17 protein-coding genes are annotated in these 17,526 nt (G+C 50.1%); 4 read left to right on the top strand and 13 right to left on the bottom strand.

All coding sequences use genetic code 11. The features are described 5' to 3' along the window. Positions 1–25: 25 nt before the first annotated feature. Together NST07_RS05435 and NST07_RS05430 are read right to left on the bottom strand one after the other, a co-directional pair. Entirely contained in the window at positions 26–2,380 is a 2,355-nt protein-coding gene (locus tag NST07_RS05435) for a YhgE/Pip domain-containing protein (protein WP_341090128.1), read from the bottom strand. 227 nt (positions 2,381–2,607) lie between these two features. Next, a complete protein-coding gene (locus NST07_RS05430; RefSeq protein WP_038586643.1) occupies positions 2,608–3,189 on the bottom strand; it encodes a TetR/AcrR family transcriptional regulator in 582 nt (193 codons plus the stop codon). A gap of 394 nt (positions 3,190–3,583) precedes the next feature. On the opposite strand from NST07_RS05430, the gene NST07_RS05425 reads away from it, so the two are divergent. Then, entirely contained in the window at positions 3,584–4,774 is a 1,191-nt protein-coding gene (locus tag NST07_RS05425) for a glycosyltransferase (protein WP_341377451.1), read from the top strand. Positions 4,775–4,878: 104 nt separating this feature from the next. On the opposite strand, the gene NST07_RS05420 is transcribed toward NST07_RS05425, so the two are convergent. The 3 genes from NST07_RS05420 to thpR form a co-directional block, all read right to left on the bottom strand. Continuing rightward, on the bottom strand, positions 4,879–5,562 hold the full coding sequence (locus NST07_RS05420; protein ID WP_341377450.1) for a metal-dependent hydrolase: 684 nt from the start codon (positions 5,560–5,562) through the stop codon (positions 4,879–4,881). 121 nt (positions 5,563–5,683) lie between these two features. After that, complete coding sequence (locus NST07_RS05415) at positions 5,684–6,574, bottom strand: cell wall hydrolase (protein ID WP_341377449.1); 891 nt, start codon at positions 6,572–6,574, stop codon at positions 5,684–5,686. Positions 6,575–6,656: 82 nt separating this feature from the next. After that, a complete protein-coding gene (gene thpR / locus NST07_RS05410) occupies positions 6,657–7,262 on the bottom strand; it encodes an RNA 2',3'-cyclic phosphodiesterase (RefSeq protein WP_341090124.1) in 606 nt (201 codons plus the stop codon). An 89-nt stretch (positions 7,263–7,351) separates the two neighbouring features. On the opposite strand from thpR, the gene NST07_RS05405 reads away from it, so the two are divergent. Next, the gene (locus NST07_RS05405; RefSeq protein WP_341377448.1) at positions 7,352–8,308 is read left to right on the top strand and encodes a D-2-hydroxyacid dehydrogenase; all 957 of its coding nucleotides are present in this window, start codon (positions 7,352–7,354) and stop codon (positions 8,306–8,308) included. A 134-nt stretch (positions 8,309–8,442) separates the two neighbouring features. Here the strand turns inward: NST07_RS05405 and NST07_RS05400 are convergent, their stop codons facing one another. Continuing rightward, positions 8,443–10,218, bottom strand: coding sequence for a HAMP domain-containing methyl-accepting chemotaxis protein (locus NST07_RS05400; protein WP_342481184.1), 1,776 nt, complete (start codon positions 10,216–10,218; stop codon positions 8,443–8,445). A 343-nt stretch (positions 10,219–10,561) separates the two neighbouring features. Continuing rightward, entirely contained in the window at positions 10,562–11,971 is a 1,410-nt protein-coding gene (gene dgt / locus NST07_RS05395) for a dGTP triphosphohydrolase (protein ID WP_341090120.1), read from the bottom strand. A 186-nt stretch (positions 11,972–12,157) separates the two neighbouring features. On the opposite strand from dgt, the gene NST07_RS05390 reads away from it, so the two are divergent. Next, a complete protein-coding gene (locus NST07_RS05390) occupies positions 12,158–12,940 on the top strand; it encodes a polysaccharide deacetylase family protein (RefSeq protein WP_341377446.1) in 783 nt (260 codons plus the stop codon). 121 nt (positions 12,941–13,061) lie between these two features. After that, positions 13,062–14,069 carry a helix-turn-helix transcriptional regulator gene (locus NST07_RS05385; RefSeq protein ID WP_341090115.1) on the top strand — a complete coding sequence of 336 codons (1,008 nt, stop codon included), beginning with the start codon at positions 13,062–13,064 and terminating at the stop codon, positions 14,067–14,069. 25 nt (positions 14,070–14,094) lie between these two features. Here the strand turns inward: NST07_RS05385 and NST07_RS05380 are convergent, their stop codons facing one another. From NST07_RS05380 to modA, 6 genes are all read right to left on the bottom strand, one after another. Beyond that, on the bottom strand, positions 14,095–14,481 hold the full coding sequence (locus NST07_RS05380; RefSeq protein ID WP_342481183.1) for a hypothetical protein: 387 nt from the start codon (positions 14,479–14,481) through the stop codon (positions 14,095–14,097). Positions 14,482–14,486: 5 nt separating this feature from the next. Continuing rightward, complete coding sequence (locus tag NST07_RS05375; protein ID WP_038586617.1) at positions 14,487–14,870, bottom strand: hypothetical protein; 384 nt, start codon at positions 14,868–14,870, stop codon at positions 14,487–14,489. Between the two features lie 64 nt (positions 14,871–14,934). After that, positions 14,935–15,246, bottom strand: coding sequence for a hypothetical protein (locus tag NST07_RS05370; RefSeq protein WP_341090111.1), 312 nt, complete (start codon positions 15,244–15,246; stop codon positions 14,935–14,937). Beyond that, complete coding sequence (locus NST07_RS05365; protein WP_341090109.1) at positions 15,246–15,812, bottom strand: RNA polymerase sigma factor; 567 nt, start codon at positions 15,810–15,812, stop codon at positions 15,246–15,248. Before NST07_RS05365 ends, NST07_RS05370 begins: the two co-directional genes overlap by 1 nt. A gap of 180 nt (positions 15,813–15,992) precedes the next feature. Beyond that, entirely contained in the window at positions 15,993–16,655 is a 663-nt protein-coding gene (gene modB / locus NST07_RS05360; protein ID WP_038586608.1) for a molybdate ABC transporter permease subunit, read from the bottom strand. A 31-nt stretch (positions 16,656–16,686) separates the two neighbouring features. Next, on the bottom strand, positions 16,687–17,469 hold the full coding sequence (gene modA, locus NST07_RS05355) for a molybdate ABC transporter substrate-binding protein (RefSeq protein ID WP_342481182.1): 783 nt from the start codon (positions 17,467–17,469) through the stop codon (positions 16,687–16,689). Between the last annotated feature and the right edge of the window lie 57 nt (positions 17,470–17,526).

The following is a 17,526-nucleotide window of genomic DNA, read 5'->3' as shown; positions in this document are numbered from 1 at the left end:
TTGTTATATTATTGCTATTAAACGATTATACAGTCAAAACTTGTTCACTTTTTATAGCAGCTTCACTTTCACGACTGCGGGTCATGAAATAGGTGAACGTAAGGGCCAGGAATACAATGCCGTAGATCGCAAGCAAGCCTGCATCGTTCCACATTACACCCGTATCTCCCGTGGAAATTACTGCCTTGAATCCTCTGACGCTGTAGGTCATAGGAAGAAGCGGATTGAAGAATTTCATCCAGTTCGGAATCAATTCAAGCGGGAACGTACCTGCACTTGTCGTCAATTGGAAGATAAGGATGACAATAGCCACAAAACGTCCCGGTTGATCCATCCAGGTTACAATCGCCTGGATCATCCACATGAAGGCAAGACTGGTAATGAAGATAAATGCATAGAAGAGCGGTACATTCTGCACTTCAAGACCCAATCCGTACAGAACAATAACTGCAGCGAGCAGCGCCTGAAGCACACTCATCATTGTGAATGTAAGCGTACGGCTGACAAACCGGTTGAACCGGCTGGCACCGATCACTTCGGAATCACGCATTGGAATAATAATCGTGCTGATCAGTGCACCTACAAACAGTCCAAGGGACAGGAAGTAAGGCGCAAAGCCTGTGCCGTAGTTTGGCACGGCATTGACTTTAACTTCTTCAATCTCCACCGGCTGGGCGAACATCGATACCAACGCATCGGTCTTATTCACCGAACTGGTCTGTGATGCGGCATCCCCAAGCTTCGTTGCAAGTTCTCCTGAACCGGCCTTCAGATCATCAAGACCATCCTTCAGCTGACCTGCTCCATCGCTTAGCTTCTTCGAGCCATCGGCGACAGAAGTCAGACCGCTGCTCAGCTGTCCTGCTCCATTCAACAGTTTCGAAGTTCCGGCTTCCAGCGCCTTGCCGCCATCGGCCAGCTTCGCACCGCCAGCTGCAGCTTCGTCCAGCTTCGCGCCGAACTGCTTCATTCCTGCGGCAAGTGTAGTGCCGCCGGTTTCCAGCTTCGTTGCACCCGCCACGAGCTGTTTTTGTCCTTCCAGCAGCTGCGTGCTGCCGGCATTCAGCTGCTGCGCTCCGTCATGCAGCTGACTGACTCCAGCATCCAACTGCTCAGAACCGGTATGCAGCTGTCCTGCACCCTGCACAAGCTGCTCCTGTCCGCTGTGGAGCGCAGATGCGCCTTCCACGAGCTGCTGCTGACTTTGATCCAGCTGCGCGCTGCCTTGAGCGACTGCCGTACTTGCGGCCAGCAGCTTTTGCACATCAGGGCTGGCTGCAAGCTGAGGATTTGTTTTGGCCAGCTGCTGCAGGCCATCGGCCACTGCTTTGGCTCCCGCGCTCACTTTCGCGCTGCCATCCTTGGAAGCCTTCAGACCGGCTTCCAGCTTGGCACTGCCTTCGACGGAAGAAGTAAGTCCCGCTTCCAGCTTAGCACTGCCATCGACAACCGACTTCGTGCCGGCCTGAAGCTTAGTCGTACCTTCTACAGCTGATGCTGTACCAGCCTGAAGTGAAGCTGCTCCGGTTTCCGTCTTCTTAAGGCCTTCACTCAGTTGCTTGCTGCCTGCTGCAGTCTGTGATACACCAGCCTGCAGTTTCTTGTGTGCAGCAGACAATTGCTGGAGTCCGCCTGCCAGAGTACTGCTGCCGTTCTGTATGGCGGCGGCACCCGTATTCAGATCGCTCACACCTTTCGTAAGCGGCGCTACACCATCGAGCAGTTTACCAGTGCCCTCGGTCAGTACTACCAGATTATCCTTCAGCTTCAGCGCGCCGTCATCCAGCTTGCTTGCGCCATCGGCAATTTTTGTTGCGCCGTCTCCGGCGTCGCCAAGCCCGCTGGCAATCTCCGTAATTTTATCGAATACGGATTCTGTATAAGCTTCCGTTATTTTGGCCGATACTTTTGTCTTAATATCCTTTACCGCAGTTCCGCCAATTTGGCCGGCAAGGAAATTGAAGCCTTCGTTCGGTTCATAAATAATTTTGGCCGGCTGGGGATCAGTACCCAGCAAGGTTGTTGCATTTGCTGAAAAATCTTCAGGCACAATGATCGCCATATAATAAGTACTGTCATCAAGTCCTGCTTCTGCCTGGTCACGGGTTACGAAATTCCATTCGAACCCGTCGGTTTTCTTAAGTTCTTCTATCAGGTCATTCCCGGCAGTTAGCTTTGAGCCTTCGTAGTCGGCACCTTTATCTTCATTTACGACAGCGACCGGCAGTTCATTCATTTTACCGTAGGGATCCCAGAATGCTTTCAGGAACAACCCGCTGTACAGCACCGGAACGAATAGAACAACAAACATTGGGATCAGCACTTTAGGATTCTTCAGCACTGCCCCAAGGTCCTTGAAAAACACGGATAAAGATTTCATTCTGGTTCTCTCCTTATAATCGTTTGCTCTCTTTTAAAATGCTATGAATCTTCAACTCTTGCTATTGTGTTGAAAGTTACAGTAATACCATATGACTGTTTTCCCCAATTGGTCAGTCCGGGGTAAAAAAAAACCTATTCGGTTTTTGTTACCACTGCCGCCTAAGTAAAAGAACATCCAGGGAAAGCAGACGGTTGACGATGCCATCCCTATTCCAGCTCCAAACCTTACTTTGCTGTTGCCAGTCCTTCGGACAAGAACAAGTGAAAATAATGTTTGATTTGCTCTTTGTTCAAAGGCACATGCACCTTGTTAAGTTCAGCAGTCAGCACAATGTAAAGTCTAAACATTACAACAGATACGATCTTGGGGTCGCAAGGTTTGATTTCGCCTTGACGAATCGCCTGTTCCACCTCCCGTTTCAAATAGTCAAGCACAACACTCTCGATCTTGTCGAGTCCTTCACCAGCCTGCGGCGTTCCGAAATCGCGACTTTCCTGGGAAAGCTTAATGAACAGCTCGTGTTCGCTTCGAAATTCCAGCAAAGCATCCAGAACCCTGTGCAGATTATCAAAAAAAGGCTTATCTTTTTTGATTTCCCGCTCGGCGATTTTTTTCATTTCGACAATGACATCACGCAGGATTTCATCGAACAGCTGCTCCTTATTCGTGAAAAAGGTATAAATCGTTCCTTTTCCAACATTCGCAATCTTGGCGACCTGATCCATTGTAGTTGCCTTATAGCCAAATAATGAAAAACATTTCGTCGCGGCTTTAAGCACCTGCTGCCTTCGATCTACCACTGCCACCCGTACACTCCCTTTCCTCGGAAATATCGCTGCTACCGCATTTTGACCATTTTACTAATCCGGTCATTCGGTCATTACTTACTTTAACATGATGCCTCCGCGTTTGCAATACTTTAACCAATGTATATTTTTTTAATTTATTGCAGTGATTTAACTTTCTATTTACGTCTTATCTGTATAATGTAAGAAGAAACGTCTGTCTCGTCTTTGAAAAAGGGCGGTTTCCCTGCGGGAAATGGAAGAATAGAATGGCCGGACACACATAGTCTTATATTATGAGATTAACAGCTAATTTCGCTGTATAATAGAAGAGATGATTATTTAGAGGTATCTCCAATCCGCCAAAGAAGAGAACCCGCAATTCTACCTATGAAGGAAAGTAGCAGGTGAACTTATGCGAAAGAAAAGAGTACTGCTGTTTTCGGAAGGCTTCGGCACGGGCCATACAGGGGCAGCCTATGCTCTCGCCGAAGGAATAAAGCTGTTGAATCCGGATGTACAATGCCGGGTCATCGAGCTGGGGAAATTCCTGAATCCTACGGTTGCTCCTTGGATTCTTTCCGCTTACCGTAAAACAGTCAGCAGCCAGCCCAAGCTGGTTGGCATGATGTATAAGACCCAATACAATAAATCACTGAACCGGTTGACGAAGCTGGCGCTTCACCGGGTTTTTTATACGCATGCCTTACAGGTTATCGAGCAGCTTAAACCGGATTTAATTATTTGCACACATCCCATTCCCGCAGCCGTCATTTCGAGGTTGAAGCGGCAAGGGCTGAATGTCCCGCTCTTTACACTCATAACGGATTATGACGCACACGCCACCTGGGTCAATGCTGAAGCTGACCGGTATCTAGTCTCTACTCCGCGGGTAAAATCAATTCTGACCGGCCGCGGAGTATCTCCTGAGCTTGTGACGGTCACCGGCATACCGGTGCATCCGAAGTTCTGGGAGCGTTCCAACAAGACGCAGCTCCGCAAGGAACTCGGGCTAGCCGATATTCCTACCGTGCTCATTATGGGCGGAGGCTGGGGACTCATGTTCGGCAAGGATGTTATGGACTCACTCACGGCCCGAATGGATGATATCCAGCTGATTTTCTGCATGGGCAGCAACGACAAGCTTGTAGCCAAGATGCATGCCAATCCCCTGTTGAACCATCCCAACGTGAGGATACTTGGTTACAGCAGTGAAATCAATAAGCTGATGGATGCCTCCGATCTGCTGATTACAAAGCCCGGTGGAATGACCTGCACGGAAGGGCAGGCCAAAGGAATACCGATGCTCTTCTACAGCGCCATTCCCGGCCAGGAAGAGAAGAATTGCCAGTATTTCGTGGAGCTTGGCTTGGCCGAGGTGCTGGATCCGAGTGTCGTGGACAAATGGTTCTCCCTCCTGCTGCGTGAATATGCCGGACTGGAGGAGCTGCGGAAGCGCCGGCTGGCTCCCGAGCGCCAGCAACCGCATAATTGCGCCTCTACGGTGCTGCAGCTGCTGCTGGGCAAACCGGCTGATGGAAGAACCGATTTGCGGGGAGCGCGGACACCGGCCCGCAATGAAGAGGCCGTCTATGTTACCCCTTAAGCTCGAATGTTTGCCGCCAGTTCTGCCTGAACTGCACAACCAAAAGAACCTCCAATCCATTAAAGTATGGATTGGAGGTTCTTTTATTATACCGCCAGCGTCAGTTAGATTTCCAAACTTTCCCCTGCTTGCAGCGGATAGCCCTGAATCCCCTCCTGCCGCAGCCGGTCACAGAACTCTGCGCCATTCTGGGCAATCGCCGGAAATGTATTGTAATGCAGCGGAATCACTTTGTCCGCACGAAGCCATCTTGCCGCCAGCAGTGCATCGTCAGGCCCCATCGTAAGCATGTCCCCGATAGGCAGCGCCGCTATATCAATGGCGTTTCGTTCTCCGATCAGACGCATATCTCCGAACAACGCCGTGTCTCCGGCATGAAATAAGGTTTTGCCTCCGATAGTGAGCAGAATGCCCGCCGGTTGTCCGGCATAAATCCAGGTATCCCCTTCTGTAATGGAGGAGGAATGAAAGGCCTGGGTATATTTCACGGTAATTCCTTTATAGGAATGGCTGCCGCCGGTATTCATGTGTTTGACCTGCGCACCTTTGATGCGGCAATATTCTGCCAGTTCATAGACAGCAAAGACCGGACAGTCATTCTTCGCGGCAATCTCCAGCGCATCTCCAAAATGATCGGAATGTCCGTGGGTGAGCAGAACCGCGTCGACCGAAAGCTCATCGGGTGAGATCCCCGAATTCGGATTTCCCGACAAAAAAGGGTCAATAATAACCTTGACTTCCTCCGTCTCAACAAGCAGCGCCGAATGACCGTAATAGGTGATTTTCATAGAGAGATCCTCCTAAAAGTTTTGCGGAATTGTACTTCTTGGAATGGCTGTGCAGCAAAACTGGCTTCGAAAGCATTCGCTAAGTTTTGCGGAATTATGCTTCTCGTTCATTGAAATCAAATTATTTATAAAAGGTATGATTGCCGATGGTCTTGGCGTACTCCTGCGAATGGTGGACCGTCAGATCCTGTGCCAGCTTCAGCGACAGGAAGAAATACGTATCATCCGTCACCTCTTTAACTCCAGAGAGCGCAGCATTTACCGCTTTAATGCTGTCCTTATTAGGTTTGACACGTTTAAGACGCCCGTTTGCCACAGGACTGAACTGGCTTTTCTGATAAATGACCTTATAAATGGTGTCGGGAAAATTGGCTGACCGCAGCCGGTTCAGAACAACGTTGGCAACTGCCACCTTGCCCTGGTACGGTTCGCCTTCTGCTTCTGCCATAACGATTTTTTGCAGCAGTAGCAGGTCTTCATCGGATACGGCGTAGCTCCAGGTTGCTTGCGCTTGCTGTTCCTGGCTTAATAACTGCGTCCGGGAGAAGAACAATTTAGCGGGGGGATGTTGCTGAGATGCCGTTTTCGCTTGTTTTACGGTCTGGCTCCCCTTGGCTGCCGCCTGTCCGAGCGCTTTCTGCGCTGTTGCCGGCGGTGCCTTCACCACAGTAGCCTTAGTCTGAATGGTTACCTTCTTGGCTGCGCTTTGCGGCTTCAGCTTATCGGGAGTGAACCAATTCACGGCTGGATTGCTGTTCCAGTTAAGCCTCAGATCGGCAACTGTGGTGTAGAGTATGGGTTTGGGTGTTTCGGTTATCCTCTTGGCGCCGGTTGTGGCAGGATACGACAGGACAGATGCGGCAGATGCATGGGTTGTCTGTAATTTATTCATTGATACTGTATTTTTGCCCTCTGATACACGCTCGGAGTTCATCAGGCTTATTGAAGAGAAACACACTAGAATAACGCCAACGAGCAGCGCAATACAGCGATTTTGTTTGAAAATAACCATTTTTTACCTCCTATTTTACGGCACATTCCTATTGTATGTAACCGAAAATGGAAGCTTTGAAAACTTTCTTGTCGATTTTTATTTAGAAAAATGTCAATTTTTCAATCATTTCATACATAGGAATGGCATGCATTCTAGTAGCATACACCACAAAAGCATCTACCGTCCAGTCCTTTTCCGAACAATTGTTCTCCTTTTTTTCTCCACAGTCACGTAAATCCGGCAGCTCCTCGGCGCTGAAGGGCTGCTCCCCCCGGTATTTCCGGGCCAGGGTAATATGGGGATTGTACTCCCTTGTTTCGGCTTTAAAACCGAGGCCAGAAGTCGCATTAACCACGTCCCGCTGCAGTTCCCCAAGTCTCGCAAGCTCGCCGGAAACCCCTGCCCAGAGCACCTTAGGCGCATGCGGAAGACCAAAAGTCCCCCAGTTCTCCAAGCTTAATCGAAACGGCTTGCTCTTTCCGGATATTTCCTCAAGCGCTTTAAGAAGTGCAGGAATTTCTTTCCTGGGTGTGTCACCGAGAAACTGCAGGGTAATATGATAATCTTCAGAATGTGTCCATTTTGCAAATTTCAGCTTTGCGGAGCATTTTTTAGACTCTTTTTCCAGTAATTCACTCAGGTTTGAAGGGACTTTTACGGCAATAAACAAGCGCTCAATCTCTCGCTCAGACCTATTAAGTTCCATAAAATTTCACCTTTCCAGACAGATTTGTTATCCTTATTCTATACATTATCAGCCAATCCTATAAAAAAGTATAACGGGAGGGAACCATCATGACGAAGTCCATTGTTTGTTTACAGCCCCTTACATCCCAGCAGCAGAAGCTCATTCTCGACGCCGCCCCAGGTTATACCCTCACACTGGGAAACGCCAAAAGCCCGGATTTGGAGCTTCTGGCCAATGCAGAAATTGTAATCGGCTGGGGTAAGGGCATCAGCGACACGCTACTGCAGCCGGATTCACCGCTGCGTTGGGTTCAGACTTGGTCGGCTGGTGTAGAGAAACTCCCGCTTGGTCGATTGGAGGAGCGCGGAATCCTGCTCACGAACGCCAGTGGCGTTCACGCCGAGCCGATCACAGCTGTAATCTTTGGCTTTATGCTGCTCTTCACCCGTAATTTGCATACAGCCGTACGCAACCAGCAGAACCGCCGCTGGCATTCGGAAGGCAATGAAAGTGAATTAACCGGCAAGACAGCTGTCATTGCCGGTACCGGCTCCATCGGCAGTGAAACGGCAAGAATCGCCAAGGCTTTCCGGATGAAGACCATCGGCATAAGCCGTTCCGGTAAAACGGTTGCCGATTTTGATCAGGTCTACACCACTGACGAGCTGCCTGACGCAATCCGCCAAGGCGATTTCGTGATCAATACGCTGCCGCTCACCGACGAAACACAAGGGTTGTTTAATGCGGAAATCTTCTCCAACTGCAAGCAAGGCGCTTATTATATCAACATCGGCCGGGGAGCCACCACCCATACCGAAGACTTGATAGCCGCGCTGAAGAGTGGCCAGTTGGCCGGAGCGGGGCTGGATGTCTTTGAGACCGAACCCCTGCCGCAGGATCATCCGCTATGGGAAATGGAGCAGGTGGTAATTACCCCGCATTGTGCCGGCACTACAGACCGATATGCCGACCGCGTTGTTAATATTTTCACAGACAACCTGCAGTCCTATCTGCAAGATGGCGCCCCTTCGCGCAACAGGGTTGACTATAGCCGCCAGTACTGACTGCAGCCCACTCTATTGACTGGCGGCCAAGCAACGTGCAGCAAGCTTCTGCCGTCACGTTTATAACAAGCACAAACAGCCCCTCACAGTCACATTTACTCCTTGCGTAAATGAACCCGTGAGGGGCTTTCCTCTTATACCTGAAAACGAGTTACCGATTCACTAAGCTCGGTCAGCAGTGTTTTTAGCTGCCCTATGCCAGCTGCAACTTCATTGGTGGCGCTGAGCTGCTCGTGGGCCGAAGCTGAGGTTTCTTCCACACCTGCCGCCGATTGCTGGGCAAGGGCTGAAATATGCTGGCTGAACTCGTTCATCGTTTCGCTTGCTGCGGTCATCTGCTGAAGATTATCGCCCATCTCTTCAATAGTGCCGGACATAACATCCACCGATTTATTGATGTCATCCAAAGCTTCGCCTGTCTCAGCAATTTGCCGGCTGCCTTCTTCTGTCCTCATGACCCCCATGCGCAAATGCTCGACCACCTCTTTGGAGTCCAGCTGAATGCCTTGCGTAATCCCGGTAATTTCCGATACCGTCCGCTGCACTTCCTCCGAAAGCTTCCGCACCTCTTGCGCCACAACCGCAAATCCGCGCCCGCTGTCTCCGGCTCTGGCTGCTTCAATCGCAGCGTTGATTGCCAAGAGATGCGTCTGTTCGGAAATGCTGCGGATCGAGCCAACCAGCCGGAAGATCCCCTCATTCTTGCGGTTCAGCTCCTCCACCGTTTCCATGGATTGTGATACTGCTTCGGCGATTTGCCCCATTTGTGCCACTGAGCTCTCCATTAATTGCTTGCCTCTGTCACCCTTTGTCCGTACCTGCCCGGAATGAAGCGACAGATCCATACCTTTGACTGCAAAAGCCTCAATCAGTATATTCAGATCCTCTATCGCTTTGGATGCTTCTACGGCTGCCTCCGCCTGGCTTCCAGAAGCTTTGGCCAACTCCTCCATAGTAAGGGCAATCTGCTGGCTGCCCTCCTTTGTATCGGAAATATTGCGGACCAGCTCATCCCCCTGCCTCGCGATAATACTGGAAACACTACGGATCTGACTCACAATCTCCAGCAATGTCCGGTTCGTATCGTTTACCGTCCTGGCAAGCAAACCGATTTCATCCTGATTTGCAATCAAGGTATCCTCTGACGTCAAATCACCGCCTGATATTTGTTGCAAATGAACGGTTACCTGCTTCAGCGGATTGATGATTGTGCGCCGGATAACCATATTAATCAGACCGATCACAACCAGCACTACCACTACAGTAATCAGATTCACAATAATAGAAGTATGAAAAATCTCAACGGAACGCTCGCCCTCTTCAGACGCGGCTTTCTCGCTGTGATCAACCAGAGCATCCATATCGGTCTGCATCGAATTAAACGCCGTAATCCCTTTTTGCGAGACCTCCAGTGCCAGTTCTTCGTCGCCTGCACCGCTCTGCTTGATCGCCTGGTTGTTAATAGTCATAAATTCATCCCATTTATGATTCAGTGACTGCAACAGCTCCTTCTGATCCTTATTCCGCAGCGTATTTCTATAGTTTTTCATAGATTCGGCCACTTTACGGATAAATTGGTCACGTTCCGCTTCCAGCTTTTTTTTCTGTGCAGCATCGGTGCTTAAAATATGCTGCATACTGACCGCCATGATATGTTCAGTGTAATAATTGACATTATGTATTTCTTCCAGCGCAGGGACCATTTGTTCAACAATATTTCCGGTATTCTTTTGCATACCGTTCATTAAATAAAGAGAGGTTCCTCCGATAATCAAGACCAGCAAAGCCAAAACAACGTACCCGGAAGCTATTTTGAAGCCGATGCTTTGCTTCCCCCTGGATGTTACCCCCTTCAATGTCCCATTAACGAATTTGTGTACAGATCCCTTAAGCCCCAGATCCTTTCTCATTTGCGCATCCTCCTCAAACTTTTCCGAAAACCAAACATGTAATTCCAATCTGTTACATTTCATTTTCAAGAATGGGCAAAAAACAGATCTACCTTATATTTCGGCAGATTGAAATGAGAAATTTATATAATGTAAGATATTCATTCCTGTCTCTTTAGAACATACCAAAAGACCCAAAGCGCACCGTATAGGGGCTTCGGGTTTTTTATAACGCCACTGAGTCTGCTGGCTTTCACCCTGAGTCTTTAGCCATACTCACTTGAAACCTGTTAATCAATGTCCGGCCCGGCTGCGGCAAGCATCACTTCCTGTAGATACAACTTCGCCGTTCCTTTTGCTTGTCCTAGTCCAGATCGTAAATAGAACCGACCTTCAGACCATAAAGCTCATTGTAGATTTTCTCGGCAAAAGCATCTGTCATTCCGGCAATATAATCAATCACCATATGCTCCCACGTCCAGATCGGCCTCTGCGACCGCTGATCCTTCTCAAAGCGCTGCAGCCAGTCGCTCGGAATAATCGCCTTTGACGTTTCAGGATCAAGGAATGCGCCCCAAAGCCGCCGCAAAATCCACTCACTGCGTTTCTGCAGCCGCTGCACACGCAGGTCGCGAATCATCGTGACCCAGGCGAAGCTTTTGAGCACACTGACCGTCCGCAGCATGTCCTCATCTTCTTTGCCCTCCTTGATAAAGGTGACCTTCTTCCAGTTTCCGTCGTGAATCACGCCTAAGCTGGCGACAAAGGTGCTGACCCAGTAGGCTTTAACCTCACGCCGGGTGCGGGAGTAATCATTTTCGCAGGTGGGCATTTTCTCCATCCATACCCGCAGGAATGAGCTCAGTACCTCTTCAACTTTCGCATGGATAGCCTCTGACTTCCAGCCTTCCCAGAACAAATCCTCCAGCGTGGTAATCTTCTCGACGATCAGCTGCTGGATATAGGCATCATGCATAAAGTGCTCATGGACCTCAATCTTGCCGGCCTTTATGCCATCCTCCAAATCATGGGCGGAATAGGCGATGTCGTCGCAGAGGTCCATAAGCTGGGCTTCCAGCGTCTTCTTGCCTTCCGGCACCCCCCATTCCTTGCGGACTTCCCTGATATAATCCCATTCATGAAGATACATGCCTTTCTTGAGTACCGTGCCGGGAAAAGGATACTTGTTGATCCCCAGCAGCACTGCGTCGGAAAGGTTCAGGCCGTCGATGTTCTCGCGCTTCTCCAGAAACATGATCAGCCGGAAATTATGGGCATTGCCCTCAAAATGCTCATATTGCCGTTTCAGATTTTCGTGGATCGTCTGCTTTTGCAGCGGACCCGCGCCGGATTTCAGCGCTTCTTCCTCAGTCTTTTTAGCCACAAGCTGCTCCAAAATATTATCGAGCACTTCTTCCCCTTTGTGGCCGAATGGCGGGTGGCCGAAATCATGCGCGATAGCAGCGCATTCCACCACTTCGGGATCGATTACAAGACCCGGGTTGTCCGCCTGCCCTGTTTCCACCTCCGGGTAAGAGCGAAGCAGGCTCTTGGCGGCTTCACGGGCAATTTGTGCCACTTCCAGGGAATGAGTCAGGCGCGTACGGTAATAATCGCCGGTACCGGCGCCAAACACCTGTGATTTGCCTTGCAGCCGGCGAAAAGTCGGCGAATGAATCAGGCGCGAATAATCGCGTTCATATGCAGCTCTAGAGGTTTCCAGCCGGGTAATCTCCGGATATTGCCGATGCTCTCTTTTCTCAATAAGTGTCATATCCGCTGCCCCTATCCATTGATCTGTATTTAGTATTTCATTATAAGTCATTTTCAGCAGAACTTTCACTCTAAAATAGAAAGTTGAGCAACTCCCCGGCCGCAGTGAATAGTTTGTAAGGTGCATGGAGCATTCTAAAGCAAAATAACCCGTTTACTTTGCCACGGGTCATGTATGGAGTGAAAGATGAATCTTATGAAAACAGGCTGCAGAATAACCTATACCACAATAACAGCATTCATGCTTTTGCTTGGGCTTACTAACAGCGCGCTAGCCAGTCCAAATATTAAAAACCGCTATTATTATGAGCAGAGCGGGGCCATGATCTGGGAGGTCCCCACCAGTCAAAAAGTAATAGCACTGACCTTCGACGACGGACCCGATCCTTCCGAGACCACGCAGATTCTGAATGTGCTGCATCAATACCATGCCAAATGCACCTTTTTTGCTATCGGCAAAAAAATTGCCGCCTATCCCGAGGTAGCCAAGCAGGTGATTGCCGAGGGGCATGAACTGGCTAACCATACTTACAATCATGTGTATTTCAAGAAGCCTATTTCCGAGCAGCAGATTCTGCAGGAGCTGGAGTTGACCGAAAAGGAAATCGTAAAGATCTCAGGCAAACACAGCAGCCTGTTCAGACCGCCTGGCGGCATGTACGATGATACACTGATTGATGTATCCAACAATATGGGCCTCAAGCCGGTGCTGTGGTCCTGGCATCAGGATACCCGCGACTGGAACCGTCCTGGTGTGTGGAATATCTACAGCAAAGTCATCCGTAATGCAAAAAACGGCGATATCGTACTGTTCCATGATTATGTACACGGGCAGTCGCAGACGGGTGAAGCGCTCAAAATCATCCTGCCCGAGCTTGCAAAACGGGGCTTCCGGTTCGTCACCGTTTCCGAACTGATTGAATTATCCGATGCAGAGCAGGTGAAGCATGGCCGGCATTTTGCTTTTTGAATACTTTTGCCGGCCTTTCCGTGGCTCTTTAATTGCGATTGACCTCAAAATAAGGTAGTCTTGAGCTATTATTATGACTTTATGATCGCTGCTGCAGTCCATCCTTTAGGAGGCTTTATCCATGTCTGAGAACACTTCCTATACTACCGAGGAAATCGCCCGGTTATTGAAGATATCCAAGCTGAAGGTTTATGATTTGATCAAAAAGGGCGAGCTGCCCTCTTACCGTGTCGGTAAACAAATGCGTGTCGACCTCTCCGATCTGGAGGCCTACAAGCAGAATTCGCGCAGCGGAGCTTCGGCCGGTCCGCCTGCTGGCGATGCAGCCGCACTTCCCCATACTCCCTTTGCACTGCCGCCAGCCACTTTTGCAGCACCGCTTCACTTTTCCCAGCCGCCTGCATTTACCGGTAAATCGGCCGGAGTCAATGTGGTCATTACCGGGCAGGATATGTCGCTGGACATTCTGGCTACCCACCTGGAGCGCAGCCAGCCCTCCTCCCGGCCGCTTCGTTCCTATGCCGGTAGTCTGGACAGCCTGATTGCGATGTATCATGGGGAGTCTGACATTGTCAGCACCCACCTGCTGGACGGCGATACAGGAGAATATAACCTGCCCTATATCCGCAAGCTGCTTGTCGGCTTCTCCTATGTAGTGGTGCATATGCTGGCGCGAAGTGCAGGATTTTACGTGCTAAAGGGCAATCCGAAGGGCATCCGTGACTGGTCGGATCTCCAGCAGAAGGGCCTCCGGCTGATTAACCGCGAGCGCGGCTCCGGTGCGCGGGTGCTGCTGGACGAGCAGCTGCGCCTGCACGGTATCCAGTCCGCCCAGTTAAGCGGTTATGACACTATAGAGAACAGTCATTTGGCCGTAGCCGGGATGGTGGCACGGGGTGAGGCTGACGTCGGCATCGGCACAGAAAAAGCCGCCAAGATTATTGACGGCATTGAATTCATTCCGCTCATTCAGGAGCGTTATGATCTTGTAATGATCAAGAAGCCGGAGCATGAGCAATGGATCGGGACTGTCATCGACATTTTACGGTCATCTGCATTCAAAAACGAACTCAGCTCCATTCACGGCTATGACCTTACCGATACCGGAAGGCTCATTTACGAGACTTAAGCGGAAAGCAGCCAGCCAGTAATCCCTACTCGGCTTCAGTGGAATATTTGATTTTATAACTTCCTTTGGTCCCGGTACCGACAATTTCGAGCTTGTATTTACCGTCCTTTTTAATCTCCACCTGCTCTTCTCCGGCCTCATTCGTACGAAGCTCTTTCACAAGCTCGTGATCGGGATCATACAGCTTCATGGACAGCTTGCCTTTATCCACTTTGGAGGTATAGTCCAGAAGCAGAGTTTGCCCTTCTTTGAGCTTCAGCGTCTTTGTTTCCGTACCTGACAGCAGCTTGTAGGATGCCTTAATTTGTTTACCACTGCTTGATCCAACGAACATCAGCCTTTTTTCGCAGCCCGTAAGCAGCAAAGCAGATGTCAGTACTACGAGTATCAGCAGGCTCCACTTTTTGTTCACTTCATTCACTCCCCGGTTCTAATCATGTGCCCGCAGTGCGGGCAATATTCCTCTTTAGCACTCACGCCGCCGTCTCTTTTGTGCTGCTGTCTGACCACAAAGTAGATCAGCAGCCCGATTAAATTGGGAATGTAGATGACAGCAGTCATCCACAACCATGTGTTCATCCCCATACGCGAAGCATCCCTGTAGATGAATACGGCTATAGCTCCATTCAAACCAATGAGCAGCAGCACGGCCAGCCCCATAAACAAAAACCAGCCACGTTCCTCACTAAGGACATCCGACATATAGGGAAACATCCAATATCCCATTAAGGCCAGAGTAAGCAAGAAGCCCGTTGTAAGAACCCAAAAAAGCAATTTGCCAAGCGGCTTATGTCTCTTCATATGCCGTCCTCCTTTGAGAATAATGCGGATGTCTGGTGTCCGCCTGCCCCATATACCTGAAAAGTCATGCCCGGGCTGCTGCGCCCGATCTGCCGGACAGGCAGAACAGCAGTGCTGCGGCGGCAGATGTCTGAACGAGACCAAAGGCCAGCAGCAGGACCAGCTTCCATAGCAGGGGAAGAGGACCAGTCAGCACGCAGGCTCCCAGCAGCATTAGCACAATAACTTGAATCACCACGACAGCGATAAAGTTTCTTCCCAATCTTTCTGCAGCCGTTATTTTCCGGAGAGTATCCGCAACAAGCCGGGGAGAAGCCAGGGCCGGTTCATTAAAATATCGGCTTAGCAGTTGTTCCTGCGCTTCCTCTTCATTCATCATGCTTCCTCCTTTACATGCTGCATGGAGGTTTGCAGCAGCTTCTTCCCTTGATTGAGCCTTGACTTGACCGTTCCCACGGGAATGCCAAGCATCTCCGCAATCTCCTCATAGCTGAATTCGTTGTAATAGTAGAGAACCAGCGGCGCCAAATACCGTTTGGACAACGCACGCAGCCCCTGCTCCAGCTCGGCGTTCCGTTCATTCCGCAGCAAAGCTTCTTCCGTGAGAGGCGACGAATCCCGGATGTTCAGGAAGTCCGCCTGGAAAGACGCCTCACCCAGAAAACGGCGCTGGAGTTTTTTCCATCTGCGGTAGCGGTCCCTATGCAGATTGAGCGTAACTTGAAACAGCCAGGCTTTAAAGGAACGCTCGCAATCATATTTCTCCAGCTTGCGGATGACCCGGACCCACACCTCCTGAAACAGGTCCTCGGCATCCTGGGCATTCAGGGTAAGGTGGCGGCAAAACCGGTACAAATCATCTTTGTATCTGTCGACGAGCAGTCCCAGCATTTCACGGCGGCCGGACCGGCACCCTTCAATGAGTTGTTTATCGGTAATCATGTGCCCCCGCCCACCCTTTCAATTAACATTACGAATGAACTCCAGGCTTTGTTCGAAATTTCACATAATCATTTATTAGCCGTCCTCAAATGTTCTGTTCTCTCTATGATCATAGTAAATAACCTCCGGTCTTGCCATGATGCTTGATGGCAAAACCGGAGGTTATCCGCATACTTCGATTCAAGAACGGCGATTAACAAACATTAGCATAACGGCTGAGATTACGATTATCGAGCATACCCACATCCAGGCCAGCGTCATGTCGCCGCCGTCGACGGCCACATATATGGCGGTGGGCACCGTCTGCGTACGGCCGGGAATATTGCCTGCTACCATGATCGTAGCTCCAAATTCGCCAAGCCCGCGGGCAAAGCCGAGCACATACCCTGCAGCCAGAGAACGGCTGGCAAGCGGCAACGTTACATAACGCAGCACCTGCAGTTCACTGGCACCCTGTGCACGCGCCGCATCCTCAAGATCCTTTTCGACATCCTCAAACCCGGCCTTAACGGTCCGGTAGACCAGCGGAAAGGCCACAACCACCGCAGCAATAACGGCAGCCCCCCAGGTAAAGAGGATGGTATGCTCTGTGAACTGCTCATACAGCCTGCCAATCCAGCTCCGCCGTCCCAGAATTACTAGAAGCACAAAGCCGACTACGGTAGGGGGCAGTACAAGCGGCAGCAGCAGAATGGTCTCGACCAGACTGTATCCGGGGAACCTCCGGCCCGCCATCTTCTTAGCTGCGAAGGTTGCCAGAAGGAATACGATGATGCTCGTGATTACAGAGATTTTGACGGAAAGCCAGACCGGGGCGAAAAAATCAGTCCAATTGATCTCCATCCGCTTTCACCCCGCTTAAGTTCGATTAGAATTACTTGGCAAGCTGAAAGCCGTAGCCGGTAAAAATATCGCCCGCCGCCTTGGTTTGCACGTAGTTATAGAAGGCTCTGGCCTCTGCCTGATGTTTGGAATCCTTAACGATCCCGACCGGATAATTGATTGCTTTGTGCACCTGTGCCCCTACAGTAAGGGCGATCTTCACCTTGTTGGAGGTTAGGGCATCTGTCTTATACACAAATCCGGCATCAGCATTGCCTGTTTCCACGTAGGAGAGCACCTGGCGGACATCCTTGGCGAATACCAGTTTGCTCTGCAGCGTATCCCATACATTCTTCGCGGTCAATGACTGCTGCGCATATTGGCCCGCCGGCACCGATTCCGGTTGTCCGACAGCGACCTTCTTGAATGTTTTATCTGTAAGCTGTGTGATTGTTGTAATCTTAGCTTTGGAATCGGAAGGCACAATGAGAACCAGCCGATTCTTTAGAAGTTCCGTATGGCCTGAAATGAGTTTGCCATCCACCAGCGCTGTCATTTGCTTATCTCCTGCTGAGAAGAACAGATCGGCCGGAGCGCCTTGTTCAATCTGCTTCTGTAATGTACCGGAAGCGCCATAGTTAAAGACGAGGTCAATATCAGGATGCTGCTTCTCATAAAGAACGGCAATCTTGTCAAGACTGTCCTGCAGGCTGGCTGCGGCAGATACAATGATTTCGGTTTTCTTCTTCGCCGCCTCTGCCTGTTTCTCAGGTATTGCCGACAAGCCCACAGCAAGCATTACAGTCATGACAACCAACGCTAATTTCTTGACCATTTCCATTCCTCCCATTTATATATCTTGTATATTTAGATGATATTCTAGCATATCTTT

This window comes from Paenibacillus sp. FSL L8-0340 (genome assembly GCF_038593145.1).
GTDB lineage: Bacteria > Bacillota > Bacilli > Paenibacillales > Paenibacillaceae > Paenibacillus_AQ.
Note: the sequence above shows the minus strand (reverse complement) of the source record. Positions and strands in the feature narration are given on the sequence as shown.